Annotated in this window: 12 protein-coding genes; all 12 read right to left on the reverse strand. The window is 38.7% G+C overall.

The window, feature by feature from the left end:
- Nucleotides 1–318: 318 nt before the first annotated feature.
- A complete protein-coding gene (locus M9899_00380; GenBank protein MCO5112609.1) occupies nucleotides 319–1,380 on the reverse strand; it encodes a hypothetical protein in 1,062 nt (353 codons plus the stop codon).
- A 2-nt stretch (nucleotides 1,381–1,382) separates the two neighbouring features.
- Nucleotides 1,383–4,139 (reverse strand): hypothetical protein, encoded by a 2,757-nt coding sequence (locus M9899_00385; protein MCO5112610.1) that lies wholly within the window; start codon nucleotides 4,137–4,139, stop codon nucleotides 1,383–1,385.
- Nucleotides 4,124–7,576, reverse strand: coding sequence for a transglycosylase domain-containing protein (locus M9899_00390; GenBank protein ID MCO5112611.1), 3,453 nt, complete (start codon nucleotides 7,574–7,576; stop codon nucleotides 4,124–4,126). Before M9899_00390 ends, M9899_00385 begins: the two co-directional genes overlap by 16 nt.
- A 40-nt stretch (nucleotides 7,577–7,616) precedes the next feature.
- A complete protein-coding gene (locus M9899_00395; protein MCO5112612.1) occupies nucleotides 7,617–8,750 on the reverse strand; it encodes a hypothetical protein in 1,134 nt (377 codons plus the stop codon).
- 95 nt (nucleotides 8,751–8,845) lie between these two features.
- Nucleotides 8,846–9,913 (reverse strand): hypothetical protein, encoded by a 1,068-nt coding sequence (locus tag M9899_00400; protein MCO5112613.1) that lies wholly within the window; start codon nucleotides 9,911–9,913, stop codon nucleotides 8,846–8,848.
- Nucleotides 9,885–10,892 (reverse strand): hypothetical protein, encoded by a 1,008-nt coding sequence (locus tag M9899_00405; GenBank protein ID MCO5112614.1) that lies wholly within the window; start codon nucleotides 10,890–10,892, stop codon nucleotides 9,885–9,887. The genes M9899_00400 and M9899_00405 overlap by 29 nt, the downstream gene beginning before the upstream one ends.
- Nucleotides 10,893–10,924: 32 nt before the next feature.
- Entirely contained in the window at nucleotides 10,925–12,613 is a 1,689-nt protein-coding gene (locus M9899_00410) for an acyl-CoA dehydrogenase family protein (GenBank protein ID MCO5112615.1), read from the reverse strand.
- A gap of 70 nt (nucleotides 12,614–12,683) precedes the next feature.
- The gene (locus tag M9899_00415) at nucleotides 12,684–14,042 is read right to left on the reverse strand and encodes a SpoVR family protein (protein MCO5112616.1); all 1,359 of its coding nucleotides are present in this window, start codon (nucleotides 14,040–14,042) and stop codon (nucleotides 12,684–12,686) included.
- Nucleotides 14,043–15,149, reverse strand: a complete 1,107-nt coding sequence (locus M9899_00420) for a DUF444 family protein (GenBank protein MCO5112617.1) — start codon at nucleotides 15,147–15,149, stop codon at nucleotides 14,043–14,045.
- A gap of 35 nt (nucleotides 15,150–15,184) precedes the next feature.
- Nucleotides 15,185–17,263, reverse strand: a complete 2,079-nt coding sequence (locus M9899_00425) for a serine protein kinase (protein ID MCO5112618.1) — start codon at nucleotides 17,261–17,263, stop codon at nucleotides 15,185–15,187.
- A gap of 134 nt (nucleotides 17,264–17,397) precedes the next feature.
- On the reverse strand, nucleotides 17,398–17,961 hold the full coding sequence (locus M9899_00430; protein ID MCO5112619.1) for a hypothetical protein: 564 nt from the start codon (nucleotides 17,959–17,961) through the stop codon (nucleotides 17,398–17,400).
- A gap of 52 nt (nucleotides 17,962–18,013) precedes the next feature.
- Complete coding sequence (locus M9899_00435) at nucleotides 18,014–19,606, reverse strand: tetratricopeptide repeat protein (protein ID MCO5112620.1); 1,593 nt, start codon at nucleotides 19,604–19,606, stop codon at nucleotides 18,014–18,016.
- Nucleotides 19,607–19,992 lie beyond the last annotated feature (386 nt).

Consider the following 19,992-nt stretch of genomic DNA (forward strand, 5'->3'; position numbering starts at 1 on the left):
CAGCGCGCATGTCTCAACCTAAGGCTGTCGGGCCAACACCTGTACCAAACTTAGACATCCCCAATCTCTCTGAAGCGAGGTGGGTTTTTTACCAATCTTTTGGGGGAAGGGGTGGTTTTTGCAAATCTTTGGAGGAGGTTTGGGCTTGGTTTTGGGCTGGAATATTTCTGTATATATACTCAAAATGCTCAGACAGTGACGTTTGGCACAGTTTTGCGTTCGCAAAACAGCGCCAAGCCGAACTCGCATTTCGACCATATATACAGAAATATTCCAGCCCAAGACCAAGTCCGTTCCAGAGAAAGACGGCTGTTACTACTATTGGATGATGATATAAATGGGTAGGTGGCCTGAGCCAGCTAGAGGCAAAACTCTTCCATATACGGCGTTCATATTTTGGGCAAAGGCGTGGTCTATGGCTGAGGATTGGAACATGCTTGAGCTGACGAAGGTGTCTGATGTGTCTGCAATAAGACTTACATAATTAGCATTAAACATCTTATAAACATAGCCATCTACTTTATAGAAGTTTTTAGGACTGTTGAGATCGCCGATGATAAGTAATGAATCGCTTTCTGCGGTGTAGGTCATGTTTTTTTCTATAACTTGTTTACCCTGTTGAGCATTAGGGTTTTGAGTGCCGCTATCTATTTCAAAGAAGGTGGAAAACATTCCGTTTTCTGAAAAAAAGTTTCGCCAAGGGTTATAAAGATGAAGAGGGTTTAAATAAAACTCACGAAATTTATTTTTTACTTTTAATAACAGATAGCTTCTATTCTTCTTGTCGTTTGTTTTATTTTTTTCATCTGCGTACAAAACTTCTTGTATGACGGTTGATAAAGAGTAATCGCTTAAAACCACAATCCCATTACGTTCATTGGTTTTACCACTTGAAGTTTTAAACTCTGGAATATTTCTTACCAAATGATGGTTGTATTTGTACTTTCCAAAAATAGTTTTAGCAAATTCAGGGCTCAAATAATAAGGACAGTACTCACCTAAAATTAAGAGGTTAGGACGCATATCAGAATTGATTATATCCAAAATATTTTTCTCTAAATTGGATTTATAAGATTTTTGACCTCTGATCTTTGTAGCACTGGTTGCACAATCTATATTCCACCACATCACACGCACGGCCTCTGGATCTACAGTGGCAGGCGGTAAATCCCTTGCGGTTAAGGCATAGGAGAGGTCCAGTCGATCAAATTGTTCTTTAACTCGAATTTCATCGGCGGACAGAGTCTCCTCTGTTCCAAAGATAAAGGCGCTCTGTACAAGCTCGCCATCTTCAGACTGAGACTGTGCAAAGGCCTGCCCACTTGGTGACAGACCCAACATAAGAAAAACACTATAAAATAAGATAGCTAAATAATTCATAATTATCTTAAAACCATGTTCTTAATCGTTTGGCAAGGTGACACAAATCCTAGAGTTTCTTTAATCACCCCACCTATATCCACAATGCGCTGATTGATTTGCGACATATTCTCATAGAGATGTCCCTGCTCTGTACAATAAGTCTCTAGACCCGAGGAGAGACCCGTTAGCTTCGCTTTTAAGGCTTCAGTCTCTGACTGCAACACGCCCAGTTCTCTTGTAAATCTTTCAACCTCTAAAATTTTTGCGGCTTTTTCTGATTCAAAATCCTCTTTTTTCTCTTCTAATACCTTCAGATCTTCTAATAGCTTTAAGTACGTAGCATTTAAATTTTCTTGTTCTTGTAATAACTCCTCTAATTTAGAATTTTGCAAAAACATGTCTTTTTGATCCCTTAGCGCTGTAAGTTTACTTTCGCTTTCTTGCTTAACGCCTGAGACATCTTGAATACCAGAAGACACCACTAACATCAGTCCTTCGATATCAGATTGGTACTCACTAAGTTTTTGATTTTTTTCTTGTTCTTTTTTAAGCAAATAGCTGCCAAATTGGTTTTGACATCCCGTAATGTCATAAAGATCTCTGAGACAGGAATCTAAATCCGATAGGCCGTCTGATGATCCAAAAATCTGTAGAAATTTATCAGAAAAACCATCTATAGCAGCGTTATATAAAACTTCATTTTTTAAATACGCATCTTGTTGTTTTTGCAACTGTGCTTCAAGCTTCTTTAACTCTGTCGCCTGGGTTGCGATATCTCGATCCATAGTACTTAATTCTGCTTGCAGTGTCTTTACAAAGTCTTCATAAGTCTTTGCCGTAATTTGATCTACTTTCAAGTTTCTGACCTGATTGTATCTCCACCTGTAAGTCAAAATTTGATCCCAAATCTTGCCTAATTTCTTAAACTCTTCGGCTTTAAGCTCTTGATTTAATCTCTCTGTCAGAGTTTGCACCTTATTTTTATCTGCTGCATTTCTCCAAGGATAAGAATAGTCCATTTGTGATCGGACAATAATATTGTCTATCCTAGATGAACTCATATTTTCAAAGAAGTAAGAGATTTCAGCATCTGAATCTAAATCTTGAGCCGTCAGACAGTAGTCATTCACATCTGCTCTAAAGATATTGGAACGACACATGATTTGAGGCAAAACTACAAGACCTTGGGATTCTATCTTGTCCAAGAGATTATCAAAATCACCATTTACAACTTTAAGTTGATTGATAATAGATGATTTCTCGTCTTCTAAACTTCTTTCTTTTGCAACATTGGACTCAAGCACTTTATTGGTTTCTTTGAGTCTATTGATAGAAATTCCTACCTCATCTTCTTTTTTTCTTTTAATAACCTGTAACTGTTGTATTTTAAACTTAAGACTTGTGATGTCTTTTTGTGTTACCAACTGTTCTCTATAGGAGGACATGGCGCTTTGATACTGAGTCAAACTTGATTTTAATACAGGTTCTAGTTCTTTGAGTTTCTCTAAAGACATTTCTAAAAACAAAATATCCATTTCTAAATTAGAAACTTTACCCATCTGTTCTTGTATAGCTTCAATACTTAATGGCGGACCTGCGTACTGCATCTCTTGCACACGCTTAAGGTCGCTCTCTTTAATTTTAGCACCAACATAAGTATAGGCTTCATACAGCCTCTGTAAAGATAAGGCAGATGAGCTGATCTTTTCCTCTAGATCAGTAATATTTTTATCTAAAACTTCAAGCTCTGAAACCAACACAGCATTGGATTCTCTAAGGTCATTTAATGAACCTTCAGATTGTTTTATCCTGCCATCTTTAAGCTCATGGATTTGACTTTCTAGTTCATAAAGAGTCTCTTGTAGTCTGATTGCCTCTTCTTTGGTGGATTGAATTAAGCCTTCTCTGTCTGAAAACTTAAGCTCATTCATTCTGGCTTGTTTACTTTCTATAGAGGTCACCGTGTCTTTTATGACATTTAATGTGTCTGTCACTGTAGACTGAGCTTCTGCTTCAGTGATCTTTTCTAAAATCTGACTTTTTTCTTGTAATAAGGGATATAATTTTGCGTAAAAATCATAAGACTTCGCTATGTCAGTTTGATACTCTTCTTTAAGTACATAATTTGTTTCTTGTAAATTTGATGCTATTGAATAATCCAGTAGGCCATAAGCTGTAGACCAAGATTCTGAGAGACCTTTTTTTCTTGTTGTATGCTCATTTAAATACTCAGAAGACCTGTCCTTATAGCATTCTATAGCCATACTTCTAAAGGTTTGATCACTACCTGATAATGGTATGAGAACCTGAACAGGCTTGCCACTTTGATCTGTAAAATTTAATTCCATGTTATTTTGTGATAAAAACATGGCCATAAAAATTCTCGAATTTAAAAATCCATAGGCAGGACTGTAATACACTTCTTCGCCATTTCTATAAAATGGAAAGTCCCTTTGCGAAGAGTTTAATTCTTTTGTGAACGTCTGATCGAAAAGTGCCTGATTATTTTTATTGGTCAATTTTGCGGACTTCCAACTTATGCTGACATTATTAGGTTTAAAATCACCAGAAAAACTGATGTTCATAATGGGAAGGCTCACAGGAGGGTTACTGTACGCCATCTGAAACAGCCCCATGACTGGTGTGCTTGGACCTTGAAATTCAAAAGTGGTTGATAGAAAACAATAGTCCTTATCTAAAACAAATTCAGCTTTAGCTTGCACTACGAAACACAAAGAAAACATGAATAGTAAAAAATGTTTTATTGAGGAACACATACTAATTGTCCCTCCGAATTTTTTACCGCAAGTAAGGCTTGTTCACAGGCCACCCTGTCATTTTCTGTACCTTCGGTTTCAAACTTCATAAAGCTTTGATACAGCTCGCCCATATATGTAACGTCCAAATGGTAATCAAAATCATTGCCCGAATACAAAACACGGCGACATTCACACTGAGCTAAAGTTCTAGGTCGATAAGTAGAACAGCTATTTTGTGACGATGAACGATCAGAAAAAATAACATAGGCATCTTTAGCTTCGCCCGATGGGCAAGCCGTATTTCCATAAACAGTCCGACGTTCTATACCCGCAGGTACATCGTTTAAACTGACAATAGGTTCAATCGGTGGTAAATAAGTTTCACCCTTTTCGATAATGCCTCTGAAGATAGGCAGGGCCATACTGCCCCCTGTTGCCGAACCGCCAATAGGTCGAGGGTAATCGTAACCTACCCACACGCCCACTACAAAGTTTTTGCTAAAACCAATAAACCATGTATCTCTGGAATCATTACTTGTTCCTGTTTTTCCCCCAAAGCATGACTGTTTGCCACTTCCTAATAAGTCATTAAAACAAGTCGATTGATACTTTTTCTTATTCAAGTTTGAAATAAAACTTCTAAGTGATGAAGCCGTTCCAGAGTTAGCCGTCTCGATCAACATGGTTTGAATTTGAAAAATAGAATTTGGCTTAAATGTGGGAACTTCAACGGTTTCAATATCACCACGATAAATCACATTCCCTTTGCTGTCTGATAGGTATTTAAAATACTGAGGTTTTACAATATGTTTACCATTTGAGAAAAACGAAAATGAACTGACCAGTTTAGCCACTGATAGTTCTTGCGCTCCTAAAATGATAGTAGGGCTATCAATGGGGCTTTCATATAAGTCTACTAATTTTAAAAAATCACGCAGTTCATTTAAGTTTTGTTTCCAATCTGGTCCCCAAATAGGATGCTGGATCAAACTGAGAGCTGCAATATTTTGAGATTGTGTTAAAGCCTTAGCAATAGATAGGTCTGCACCCACACCACCACTGTAGTTTTTAGGACGATAGTATTTATTCTTATCAATTTGAAATGTCACACTTCTGTTATTTAAAACATTTTGCGGATTAAAACCCTTATTAAGAGCATAAAAATAAACCCATGGTTTTAAAGTTGATCCTGCTTGTCGACGAGCAAATCTGGACCTATCAAAGCTTGAGGTACTAGGGTCGTATCCTCCAAAGTTGGCTAGCACTTCACCTGTTTGGCTGTTCATAATCAGCACTGCTGCCTGCAGCTTAGGAGTATCGAGTTCATAAATTATAGACTTTGGGTCTTTAGCCACAACCGTTGGTGCTGGTACCTCTGAATCTTCATCTTCAATATCTTGATTAGGCTCTTCAACAACAACAGGACCGTCTTTATCTTTCACCCAAAAGATTTGTCCATCTTCAAACTCTTTACTTCTTACTTTGCTATCAAAATGTTTCTTGTGGGAATCTGTAAGCTGGATTTGGAAGTCATCTTTATGTAACAGCCCACCCTTTTGTTGAATGTAGATGGCAGGTAACATGTCAGCTCTCGGCTTTGCCCATTCTAATCTATTTAGAGAATTTCTATACATAGATGGCTTTAAAGACTGCAATTCTTGCAAAAGGGATAAGATACTGTCTGCCACAGATTCTGGTGTTTCATTAGATAAAAGCTTACTTTGATCGGCGAACTCTGAAATCCCCACGTGATTCACAATATCTAATTTGTCGTTTGTATTTCTGACCAACAAAATATCACCAGGAATACTCCCTTGATTTTTAAGTAGAGCATTGATCTGTTTCTCTAATTTTTTTTCTGGATTAAAAAAATCATCAGTATGGTAATAAAAAAGCGAACTCTTGTCTGCCTTACCCAAATACATTGTGATCATATATTCAGATGAAGAAGATTTTTTCAAAAGCAGGTCCAATCTATTGAGACGTGTCGTCACAGTGGTGCCAAAATCCTCTTCTCTAAATCTGGCTGTTCGGCCTCGATCATCTCTGGCTGGGCCAATGGCATTGAGTTTATTTCTGACTTCATCCTGTTTATCCAAATTTTCTTTTACAACAGAATACACAATCTCTTGTAGGTTCTTATCTACTGTGGACTCCACCACAATCTCTTTGGCTTGGACATGCTTTTCAAAGTCATAACTGCCTAACCATTCTTTAGCATGGTCACGAATATAAATAGATGGATTATCTACAGCAATACTTGTGGGCAAATTCCACACAGGAAGTTCTGTTTTTACCGCTTGTTGAAATTCCTCTTCTGTAATAGCACCTAATGTTTTCATTCGTGTTAAAACATAATCATTTCTGCGTGGGTAAGTGTATTCCACATAGTTAGTAGGATTGGAATAACGTGAAGGGGCTTTTAGTAAAGTGGCAATGAACGCGGACTCTGCCACACTCAAGTCTTTGGCATCTTTTTTAAAATACGTGTATGCCGCCTGTCCTATACCTTGTATTCTTGGTCCAAAATCCATAAGATTAAAATACATTTCAAGAATATACTCTTTAGCCTTAAGGTCGCCATCCACAAGAGTATGAGCATCCTCATAAGGCCATGCCCAATACCACTCCCTCACCTTTCTAAGAATCGTCGAAGGTTGTCCGCTATTTAACATAGGATAATTCACAGACTGGGGGCCATCTTTAAAATATAAATTTTTAAGAAGCTGCATCGTAATTGTCGACCCACCAGTAGCTTGGCTATCGGATAAAATTTGCTTTACGATCCTTGCAATAGCCTTGGTGTCTACACCTTTATGGGTGAAGAAATCGTCATCTTCCGTCACCAATAAGGCCAGAATCACACTCTTGGGAATTTGATGGTATGGCACCCAAACTCTAGGAATGGCATCTATTGTACCAATTTGCATTCCATGACGATCTAATAGATCTACACTTCCAAAATATTTATAAGCACCTAGAGATTGAATTTGACTGTCCGATAAAACATGGATTTCAGACTTAATAAAATCAACCACTTCTTTTCTCTGCGCAGGCGTAAAAGCAAAGGGCTTATACTCTTCTTGGCATAAGGTGCTCAAAACTTTTTTAAGTTCATTGGGGTCAATCTCGTATCTTTCCAGTTGGCTTTTATATTTAGGATCATCAAAAAGACCCATAGCCCATTTAAATGTCTGATCACCACCTAATAGGTTCGCCAAAGTGTTACTGAGGGCAGAACCTTGATGATCACCGCCGAGCGTGCTGTCCAAACCCGCGGTCACAAAGACTGAGATCAAATACCTGCAACTTTGGTGAGCCGCAGGCAGTATGTTCTCTTCATTTATATCTCTTACATCATTAAAATACTTTTCATAAGTAGGACTGTCGTTAGGGATATACTGATGCACAGATACCAATGCGGAAATAAGAAGTTTGGCGACTGCGTTTAGCATAAGTTATTCCTCAAAAGCCTTTCAATCCAATACTCAGATTCTATAAACCCAAATCTTCTTCGTCTTGGGTTTTGCCAGAGTTTTGATCTGGGCTTTGCTCTCCACCTAATCCAATAGCATTAAGTAGACCGCTAATAGCACCACTGGCAGCTTCTCCTGCTTTTTCTGTCATCACACGACCTGCGGCCCATGCGGCATCTACTTTATTGGCACCCATCATGATCGAAAATAAACCGCCAAGATCATTACCTTTTAGAGTTTCTCTTAGGCCTTCACCGATCTTTTTTCCAGCTTCAGCATCTTCGATTGTATTTTGAAATCCTTGGCCAAAATCCATCATTTTATTGATTGTGCTTTTGGAATGAAGTTTTGTAAGTGAAATATCATATTCGATGACTCTTTCTGAAACCAGAACCTGCATCTTATTCACTCGGATCACATCAAGTTTAAGAGCTTTAACCATCTCTTTATCTTCTTGAGCTAATTTGCTTCCAATCTCAGAGATATTGATATCAATCAATATTTTATCACCTAACTTTTGAATCAAAATCTGCTCATTCACATAATTCTTAAGAACGCTTTCTGTGTCCCCTTTTAAGGACTGTGATTTATTTTCTATCAATAAAAGAATTTGTTTTTTCCACTCTTCCACAAGAAGTTCAAAGTTATCCACAGCACTGCGTGCAAGATCACTGAATCTCTCGCTAAATACGGCGCACATACGCTCAATGTCTTCTTTGTTGGCTCCTGCCATAGCACTGTTTTCTAAACACTTTGGTTTTAAGGCCAAATTTAGAAAATCAATCACTGTACGTGTCTCACTGACCTGACCAATTAGGTCTAAGTTCAGAGCATACTCTTTATCGTTTTCGTTAGTGATTTTTAAAATCAGATCGGTACCGACTACCATAGGAGTCTTTAGATTTTTGATTTCGGTTTTAGATGTTACTCCATCAAAACGCGCATAGATTTCGCCACGCCCCAGATCGGTACGAGAAAAATCGTATCTAAACCTGCCTTCTTCAAATTCTGGAGCTAAAGCTCTGATTAAATTTTGAGTGAACACTTCCACCTTTTCATTGATCTGTGGATGGGCTCTAAATATAACCTCACTGGCGTGAGAATAAACGGCTGTAAATGCGAAAACGCATAAAAAGACAATATGACGTACCATTACCTGACTCTCCTTATTCGGGCTAAGTCAGCATAAAATATGCCATTTTTAAATCCTATGGGGTGAACTAGAAGGGCTTATAGTGACAAAAACTGTTACTTTTTGAAGTGGTGGTATGTCTTTTTTATAAGCCACATCAGTACTTCTGTCACAGGCACCACAGTGTAACAGGCAATGGCCCCTAGCCATGTATAACTTTTGTCTTTGAATACTGGGTTTAAGGCCACTATTTCTATATAGATAATTTGCACAATATAAAAGAGTGCAAAGTTCTGTGAAAGTTGCATTTTGGATATGTGTTTAACAAGTGGAATTTGATATAAAATTTTATTTACTCTATCTAGTAAAGATAGTCGTATCAAAAAATAAATCCATACAAAAGTAGACCAGAAAGATATGGGCCCCGTACGGTTCACAAAACAATAAAAGTTAGCTCCTATATCAGGAAACCTGAAATGCACGACGGCGTTCGGTAAAGAGGCCACAAGTGCAGGCACAAAAAGCCAATCGGACTTCTGCCAACGATTCAATTTGGCTTCATTCTTTTTGCACCAAAAGCCCAAAGCATAAGACATAACGGGCAACCCTAGCCACGGTAAAATAGGCCAGGACCCCATCTTAGTTTGCCCACATATACCTAGTATAATTTCATGTAAAATAGGATAGCCCTGAAGAACAGATTCCCAGTCCCAAAAAGGAATCCACAGACAGACAAACCCGATTAGGCCCGCAATATATAAAACCTTCTCAGAAAATCTACGGAGCAGTAAAAGCACAATAAGAGTTAAAAATACAAAATGGTAAATATCCCATTCTGCCCTTAACCCCATACCCCAAAAGAGAGGGAACACAACTAACCCACCAAAGAAAAAAAGAAAAAACAAGGCATAGGTTTTTCTGGTGGCTCTTTTTAAACTGTCACTGAAACCCATCACAAATGCAGCCAAGGCCACAATGGTGAACCCCGAATACGACATATAACGACTATAGGAGGTCAACCAGTACAACACCAATGAGTCCGCTTTGGTGTAATAAATTTCATCTTGATAAAAGGCCGCTTCCAAAAAATGGAATGTACCAATGGCAATCATTGCCAAAAGTCGAACGACGTCTATACCAATATATCGACTCTTATTAGATGGATTTGGGTTTGTTAAAGACAAGATGGGACTCCCTATGTTTGCCATTCCAAATTAGAGCATCAATATAATAATGCAACAGCAATGGCGTAAGAATCGATGCAATAGCAAAACTACTTAAAACCCAAGCCCACCCTGTAACAAAAGGATGCCGACTTACAAAGTTCTCTTCGATGACATCAGATACACTTCCCACTACAACAGCCAAAACCACTGTGATCAAAAGTGCTTTTAAAAAACTTTTATACATTTCAGGTTTAGTTCGATTTAATGATATCGTCATCAACCCCATATAACCAATACCGTGCCCAACAATAATAGGAGCCGCGACCTCAAACAGATTTCTACCTAATAAAAATCCCACCCCATAACCTGCAATAGGAACCAGAGCAGAAAGACTTACAGCCGCTTCTCTGGGATTTTTAATTAAAGTGATCAATTGGAATAACAACCACGATCCTAAAACAGCAAAATAAACCCACAGCCCCCACGATAGAGCAGTTGCGTTTTCCATAATAGGAAGTTGAGTCTGTATGTAGATGTTCTTGGGAACATCTTTACGGAAATGAAATAAAATCACAGGAATAACGGTTAGAATATAAAGATACCTAGTCTGCCATCTAGACTTTGAAGCCACGTTTTTTTGATACCACCTCGTAACCCCATAATACTGTCTGATGTTATGATATATAGTTGCGTAAAGGATAAAATCCCAAAGATAGTATGCCCCCGCCAAAAGCCAAAGCATCATTGTAGCAAAAATCACTAAAGGCGCATAAGTATAGATGTTTTTATTTGAATCTATTTCTTCTCGGTTAAAATACGTTCTTAGAACTGTGGTATAAACATGTCCCGAATCAATCCAAGTGAAAACCACAATTCCTGCAAAAGCCCAATTGTCCCAGTTGATATCCGTAAATAGAATAAGAGCCATGGTTCCCAAAACAGGAAAAATCAAAAACAACATGTCTAGTATCCACGAACCAAAAATCCACATATTCATGCCCTCACCCAAAGACCTTATATTCTTTGCCCTTACATTATAGATGTTAAAACGACCTCTTCATCTTGTTGTTGTGACATTATAGACGTCCCCAAAGGGTCACTCAAATAAGTCCGTCCCAAAGATATCCTTAAGGCCGATAACAATGTTGTTTTTAATTCTGGTAAAGCCGAAGCCTCATACATCAAAGCTTGCCCTGCAATGCGGCCCAATTTTTCTAAAGCCCATCTTGAAGCTCTTTGTTGCTCCTCTATAGCAGACTGAGAGGTTTTTTGTATTTCTACAAGAATTTCTTTCAGTCTTTGTTCTAAAATATTTTTGATCGCTTTATCTGTGGGGCTTTTAATCGCTTCTGTAATTCTTGTTACGAAACTTTCAATTCCCTCTTTCCCAAGTACCCTTAATAAATCCAAACTTTGAATTTGCGTGGTCCCTTCCCAAATAGGCAGCACTTGAGCATCTCGATAAAGACGTGGCAGAATATGTTCTTCGATATAAGCATTACCGCCTACCAGTTCCATAGCCTCTGCCGCAGCAAATACACTGAACTTTCCAGATGTGGCTTTACAAAGAGGTGTTAGAGTTCTTAATGTTTTTCCCGCAACTTGTGAACCCTGATCAAACATGTCCATTTGTTTGATACACTCAAAAATTAGGAAATGAAGACCCAAAAACTCACTCTGCAATTCTGCCAGTGATCTTTTGTATAGAGGCAACCGATCAAGAGTTTGGCCAAAAGCTTTACGTTCCTGTGCAAATAAATAGGCCTCCAGAATGGAACGTCTTGCAATAGCAAGTGCAGCCACAGAGTTATAGACGCGTGACATATTCACCATATCCGTCATCATTTTAAACCCCTGCCCTACACCGCCGATCAAAGTGCCTACAGAATCTTTAAGCTCAATTTCTGCTGAAGCCATACTTCTAACACCTAGTTTGTCTTTAAGGCGCAGTATCTCCCAACTTTTACTATTGTCTTTAGGATTTTGACGTGTCAGTAAAAATAAACCTAATCCTTTTGTTCCAGATTCTATTTGTCCAGTTTGTGGATCTTTGATTCGTGCTAAAGCTAAGATGGCATCTGCATCAGCATTTGAACAAAACCATTTTAAACCTGAAAGCTTCCACTTTCCATCTTCGTAACGAGCTTGCACCTCATTAGCCCCAACATCAGAGCCTCCTTGGCGTTCCGTTAAAAACATGGCCCCTTCCCATAACTCGCTCACATCTTGGCTCTTAAAACGCTTTAAAACTTCTGCCGCTTCTGGAATATCTTGAGCGTGCATTTCAAGCACACGCCCTAAGGCATCAGTCATACAGATGGGGCAATATAAACCTGTCTCTGTTTGCGCAAAATAGTAGCCTGTTGAGAATCCTACAAAATGTCTGATCGCTTTGTCTGTGGTAAATAAGGGGCCTGTGTATTTTTGAGCAATGATGCCCACTCCATAACTTAACTCTTTAAGCTTATGGTAGCTGGGATGATATGAAATACTATCTATTCTTTCACCACTACGATCAAAGGGGATATGCTTGGGTCCATTTACATCTGCCGTCTGTGATAATTCAGTAGCTATAGCGCCATTTACACCCATCTTCTGATACTGCTCTTTGTATGTCTGGAATTTTTCCGAGCCTAAATGATATATCCATAGTGTCTGACCAAAACGATCTAATTCAAATAGATTTTTTATATTTATTTTTGGAAGCTCATTAGACATGAAACACCTCTTAAGACATATAAGTTTATATCTAGGGATTCTTCATATTCTAAATTACACTTGTTATTATTCAACCTTTATCAAAGTCTAGAACTTCAAATTCCTCACCATTGTATCTGACGATCTTGGCTTCTTTATCCAATACCGTAGCGATATTGATGGGACTGCGCCAAATCTCATACACCTTACTCATGGTTTCTCGCATATAGTCAGGTTGAAGTTCCACACCTTCAAAAAGATGAGACAACAACAATTCGCCCTTTTGACCAAAATTTTTATCCACAACACTTATAATGGGTTGTCCAAAATTTGCGATTTGAAACAGAAGCTTGGATTTAATCGCCTTAAAATCCCGTGTATCCACTTCAAATTGGTTGCTCTTTTTATTGAACTTATAGACAAACATTTTATGCTCTACACAAAACTCTTCTGTTAAAAACTCGTCTATAAATCCAACATCGTTATAATCTCTTCGTACTTGGAAAATTTTATCTCGACCTTGGCCTAGGTTCAAATCCCAATTGGCCTTTTCCTGTAAGTTTTCACACTGCGACCATTCACGCCCAAATCTTCCTTTATTCCAGCGGTTTTCAATATCTCTAAATAATTCGATCCCAATCTTATACGGGTTAAACCCGTGAGGGTTCATCGCCATGGTCCCACTGTGAACATCGGCAAACTGTACGATTTCACTGTCATTACAAATGTCTTGAGTCATCATCTTGGAGTGCCAATAAGAAGCCCAGCCCTCATTCATGATCTTGGTCATCCCTTGTGGGGCAAAGTAATAAGATTCTGTGCGAATGATATGCAGGATATCTTTTTTCCAATCTTCTATTGGAGCGTGATCAATTAAAAATCTTAAAATGTCTTTTTCTGCCGAAGGCTCATCTCCTTCATTCTTATAGCTTTTAAGATTGAAATGATCCAAAGCATGTCGATCAATAAGGTTTTCTATACTTAAACATGTATCAATAAAGTTTTCGACTTCCTCGATTCCATATCTGTCTATAAATCGACGTACACGCACAGCATGGTTAGCCATTGTGTCCATCATCTTTCTGTCTGTGTTTGCAAACCATTTATTATTTTTAAAAAAATCACAGTGACCATAAACGTGAGCCATCACTAATTTCTGATCCACTAGAGAGTTCCCCTCTAGCAGATAAGCATAACAAGGGTCATTGTTGATCACTAATTCATAAATCTTGGAAAGTCCGTATTCATAGCCCTTTGAGAGGCTCTCATATTCCATCCCAAATCTCCAATGAGGATATCTGATAGGGAATCCACCATAAGCCGCAATTTGATTCATCTGTTTGTATGTGACCATTTCAAAAACAGTTTCAAAAAAATCTAAGCCATAATCCGCTGCTATTTTTTCAATGTTTTTTTGAATATCAAATAACTCTTTTGAGATATTAGCCACTTAATGTCCTTTTCCTAAAAACTCTTTGATGGATTTAATAATTTTACTTCTGTCTTTAATATGGCTTCGAATCACATTATCTATGTTTTCAAAGTTTTGATTCAAGTCTTTGATAAATTGTCCACTGCCATATTTAGATTCAACCTGCCCATAACCAAACATGTTCACTACGGGTAAAAATTTATTTCTTATAAGATCAATACAAAGTTTGGTGTCCTCTCCACTCCAGTTGTCACCATCACTAAAATGAAAGGTGTAGATGTTCCAATCACTCACAGGGTAATCCTGCTCGATGATCTCTAGACATTTTTTGTAGGCAGAACTGATCAGAGTCCCACCCGACTCACTGGTTCTGAAAAAAGTCTCTTCATCCACTTCTTTAGCGGCGGCATCGTGAATGATAAAACGCGTTTCAAGTCCTTTATAATTTTTCTTTAACCAAGTGTTGATCCAAAAGCTTTCTAGTCTCACTATACGCTTTTGTTCTTCACCCATTGATCCCGAAACATCCATCATATAAATCACCACGGCATTCGACTGTGGAGACACGGTAGGTTTAGCAGATTTAAACCTCATGTCCTCTTTGATCGGAACAATGACCGCTTTTTTGGGATCATAATCCCCAGAGGCGATATATCTTTTTAAAGATTCTTTATACGTTCTTTTAAAATGTCTCAGCCCTTGCGGACCCACATTGGATACGCTGGAGTACTTTTGACTTTGGGTTTGAACAATTTTTTTACCTTTAGGCTGAATGGCAGGAAGCTCTAATTCTTCCCCTAGGATTTCTGCAAGCTCTTCAAAGCTCATTTCCACTTCGAGGTGATGTTCCCCTTCGTTATTTCCTGCTTCACCCTCTGAGCCCGAACCTTGTTGATCAGAAGGATCAAGACTCTCTCCTGCCTGACCCTGTCCTTGGCCCACCCCACCACTTTGTTTGGGGCCATAAATAAATTTAGGAACCTTAATTTTTGGGATAGGAATTTTAACGAACTCATCCTCTTGACGCCCAATCATCTCTTCGTGGGTGATGTACTTCTTAAAGTCCTCCTTAATCTTCCCACGAATGATTTTTTTAAATCTTGAATGGTCGCCATCAATGCTCAAGGTCCTCCCTCCTCATAGAAACTTTTTGGCAGTGTTTAGGACTTGTCCTTGATGTCTCCTCGAGCATAAATGTTGGCTACGTGCTGTAAAACATCTATTGCCGAAATTTCATCATATCCAAAGTCTTTGATCAGTCTGGTTTTAACCAGATCAATTTTTTCTTGCGTTTCACGGTCTGTCACAGGACTCACCAAAGATGTGAGTTTAATGCTGTCTTTTTGGTCTTCGAACAGTTTAAGTTCTAGAGCCGTATGTAAACGCTCATTAGTTTTATAGTCAAATTTTCTTCCGTCTAAAGAAGCCGCACCAATATAGTGCATGATCTCTCTTCTAAAATCATCTTTACGAGATTCTGGAATTTCAATCTTTTCTTCAATGGAACGCATCAGTCTTTCATCTGGCCCTTCTTCTTGGCCTGTCACAGGGTTTTTCACCTTTTCTTTTTGTGTGTAAGCCTTAATATTATCAATGTAGTTGGCGCACAGTCTAGACAAAGAGCCTTCGTCAGCGCTCAGTGCTTTTTGCACTTCCGTTTTAATTACTTCTTCATATTCTTGTCTGACCACAGACAGAAGTTCTCTGTACTCTTGCTTGAGCTCTTCGTTAGAAATCAAAGAGTGACTCTTAAGCCCTGACTCTAGCTCGTTCATCACCATAAATGGATTCACTGAACCTTTGTTAAACTGCTGTGCTAGCACAATAGAGTTCGAGATTTTATCTTGGATATAACGAGGCGAAATGCCACTTAAGCCTTCTCGCTTGGCTTCTTTTCTTAACTCTTTAATATTGTCTTCGGTATAATTAGGTAGATTCCTTCCGTTATAAAGCTTAAGTTTCTGCATACGAGTCAGATTGGCTTTTTTGGGTTTTTCCAATCTTGTCAAAATAGCCCACATAGCTGCCATTTCTATCGTATGAGGCGCAATAGATACGCCTTTAAGTTTACGAGAGTTAAAGTCTCTTTTATACACCTCAACTTCATAATCGAGTTTTGTAATATAAGGGATATCCACCTTCACTGTTCTGTCTCTTAAGGCTTCCATGAATTCATTATCTTGTAACTTTCGATACTCGGGCTCATTGGTGTGACCAATGATGACTTCATCAATATGGGTTTGAGCAAACTTCTTAGGTTTAACTCTGTGTTCTTGTGAGGCTCCTAAGAGGTCGTACAAGAAGGCCACATCTAACTTTAACACCTCGACAAATTCAATCATACCTCTGTTGGCAATATTGAACTCCCCATCAAAGTTAAAGGCTCTTGGATCTGAATCCGAACCGTACTGAGCAATCTTGCGGTAATTGATATCACCCGTAAGCTCCGTACTGTCTTGGTTCTTTTCGTCTTTAGGTTGGAAGGTTCCAATACCTATACGATCTGCTTCACTTAAAACCATTCTTCGTACTTTAACGTGTTTAAAGACTTTAAGAACATCACCATCGTATTTATCTAATAATTTTTTAAAGATAAATCGGCTTGGCGGACACAGTTCGCCCTTAATGCTCACCTTAAAATCACTCGTTAAATCTCTGTTTAATTCTGCTAAGAAACTCATTCGCATTTCTGGTGGGATCAAAAGCAAAGGCTCTTCGTGCATAGGGCTTTCAAATACTCTCACCCCTTCGCCAAAAATTTCTTCGTGTTGACCATCTGGATCAATCCACTCGAAAGTATAAAGAGCACCCTGAGGAGTTCTTGAATAATCCTCGACACCTTTTTTTAACATTCTACAAATCGTGGACTTAGCACTTCCCACTGGTCCATGCAGTAAGATCACGCGTTTTTCTGTCCCATACCCCAATGCTGCGGCTTTAATAATATTGACTAGCTTCATCAGAGGAATATCCAAACCAAATACAGCATCGGCACCGTTATTGTCTGGATCATCAAAGAACTTGTAATGAATCATTTCTTTTTTGGCATCAATGTAATGCTCTTGGCCTTTTTCAATCACCAGATCATACATTCTTTGAAAAGCATTTCGAGTGACTTTGGGGTTTCCCTTTACAAGTTCTATGTATTCGTCAAAAGTGCCTGACCAATTTAAGTCTTTAAACTGCTGACCGACTTCTGTTGACTCAATGATATTTTTTAGGAAACTTTGGGAACCCATGATTCTCCTTTCTTTAGAATAAAAGGATCTGCCAGAAGGCCCTTCTGGCAAGCCTTCTATATATTATCACGGTAATAAAATTAAATAACAAATGATTGTCTCGTTTTTGGACTCAAAACTTTTGTATAACAGTACTAAAGTTTACTTATACCAGCACTGTCCACTTTAAATCGCTTATATCCGTTTGGAACATTCAATTTAAACTTTTCATTCGGTACTTGGTCTAGTTCTCGGTACTTATTAAAGGTGAACCGCGCAGTCCCCTTAGCATGCTTCACTTCAAATTCCCCACCATTTCTTGACATTGGAGAGTTCCAAGACACATTTAGACCTGCTCTTCTGTTTTCGCACTCACGCACTCTATTGGATTCATCTAAAGTACAACTCCAGTCTTTATTCTCAAAACCTGTTTGATAAATTAGGTTGTAAAAAATCGCAGGATCAAGAGGAACCTTTAACACCATTTCCATGGTCTGCTCGCTGGCCTCGCCAAATACAAAACGCTTTTCTAAAGGCAATAGAGCTTCAAAGTTTTGATTTTCATACACCACACTTGCAGCATGAATAAGACCCAGAGGCCCAAAAACATCAATCCTGATTTTTTCTTGGTTCACATAGGTGATATGAGAATACCCAGATATGGTCTTCCCATTTTGTGTCACTTTAGTTTTAAAAACCCAATATGAAGGTTGATCCATAGCTTTCCCCTTCTGAGTGGTTTGACAAGAACTGATATATAAAAGCGTGATACTACTTAGTATCAGAAGCAGCGCCTGGCGGAACCCCAATGGAATTGATTTGACGTAAGATTTTTTCACGATTCACTACACCTTGTTGCAAAAGTTTGTTGTACACTTGTAAGGCTTTATCAGAAAAACCTTTACTAGAGTACACTTGCGCAAGGTGTTCGGCAATCGTACTTTCTTCAGGATTAAGCACATAGGCTTTTTCTAAATAAGAAACCGCCTGATTGAATTCACCTTTGTGAAAATAAATCCATCCCATCGTATCTAATATATGCCCATCGTTGGGACGCAGCTCGTTGGCTTTTGTGGCCATTCTAAGAGCCTCATCCAAGTTGATTTTATTTTCAGCAAAGTAATAAGCAATATAGTTCAAGGCATCCACATGATTTGGGTCGATCAAAAGAGCCCTGCGCATTTGCACAATCGCTTTATCAAATTGACCATTTTCACCTTGTAAATGCCCCAAATAATAGAGAGCTTGTGTGTTCTGAGGGTCATTCTTGACCACCTTTTCAAGGATCTTTATGCTTTCTTGCGGTTTGTCTAACTTCCCATTTAAAAGAGCCGCATAGATATTTAAACGCGAATCTTGGAGCTTTTTGTTTTTGGTTTGGATCAGTTGCAAAGCTTTTACTGGCCCCTGCAACTCCTCTGTCAAACGTCCCACCATCAAACTGGCTTCAATAAAGTACGGACTTTCGATATTCATCATGGAATAGTATCTAGTGACCTTTTCTAAGTCTTTTTCGCGAGTGAAGATGGATGTTAAAAGAAAATGTGCACGATCAAATTTAGGACTGATATCAAGTATCTCCTGTAATTTGACCTCTGCCTCTGCTAACTCTTGTCGCATCAAAAAGTACATGGCCATTTGCAATTTAATATAGGTATTTTGGGGTTCAAACCTTTCTAGTGCGGCCAACTGTTCAAAGGCTTTCTCTGTATCTTGAGCCTCAGTATAGAGATCATAAAGTTTTGAGTAGGTTCTTTCATTGTCTGGATTTTGCTCTTTATGTGCCTCTAAAAGTTTGATAGCTTGGGCCTTGTCGGCGTTTAAAATATAACTGTCTGCCAACGAGTAGAGGCAGTCCAAAAAGTCTTCTCTGATTTCAGAGCATTTCTTAAATTCAAGGATCGATTTTGCATAATTTTTAATCTGCTGTTGCAGACGACCTGTATAATAAAAACCCAAATGACGATACTCAGGCAAACGCTTCAAGCGCCCAAAATAGTAGTTTGAGGTTTGGATATTATCCAACTGAGAATAAATGGCTCCCAAAAAGATCAAGGCCTTATAATTATTCGGATCAATAGAAAGTGCCTGTTTATATGTAGCAATGGATTCTGCGGCTTTATTTTGAAGAGCTTGGATTTCACCCAGCGCCAAGTAAGCTTCCACATCATTACTCTTAGAAGCATAGGTGAGCTTTTTAAGTTCCTCTTCCGCCAAGGCGTATTGACCACGCTGAGCAATCACAAGAGCTCGTCTTAATTTCAAACTGTCATCGGCTTGCAGCTCTAAAGCCCTCTCAAGCTCAACTTGAGATAACAGCCAATTAGAATTTAAAGCATGAAGATCCGCCTTAATCACATGCATATCCACTTCTTCTTGAGTGGTAAGATGCAAACGATTTAGACCGTCATTTTGAGAAGTGCTGAGAGTCGTACACCCTGCCGTTACTATCCCTAGACTGATAAGAAAGAGGGCCGCTCGGCCCAGACCACCGTACATGAAAGGATATCGGTTTTTTATGTGGAAATATGAACACGAAGTCTAAAATTCTTTTTGATAGGGGCAAACTGGCTGATATTCTTGAAACAGGCCCTAGGTCTAGGTTTTAGCCCCTAGCCCGTGTTGCAGAAAGAGAATCAAATCCATTTGAAAATCCATATAAAGTGATTCAGAAAATAAGGCCCAATATGCCTTTATTTTAAGCAAAACCTGCTGTTTTTCTCTGTTTTTGGGGGTGGGTAGTGCTTGAC

The sequence above is a fragment of the Pseudobdellovibrionaceae bacterium genome (genome assembly GCA_023954155.1).
In the GTDB taxonomy this organism is placed as follows: Bacteria; Bdellovibrionota; Bdellovibrionia; order Bdellovibrionales; family UBA1609; genus JAMLIO01.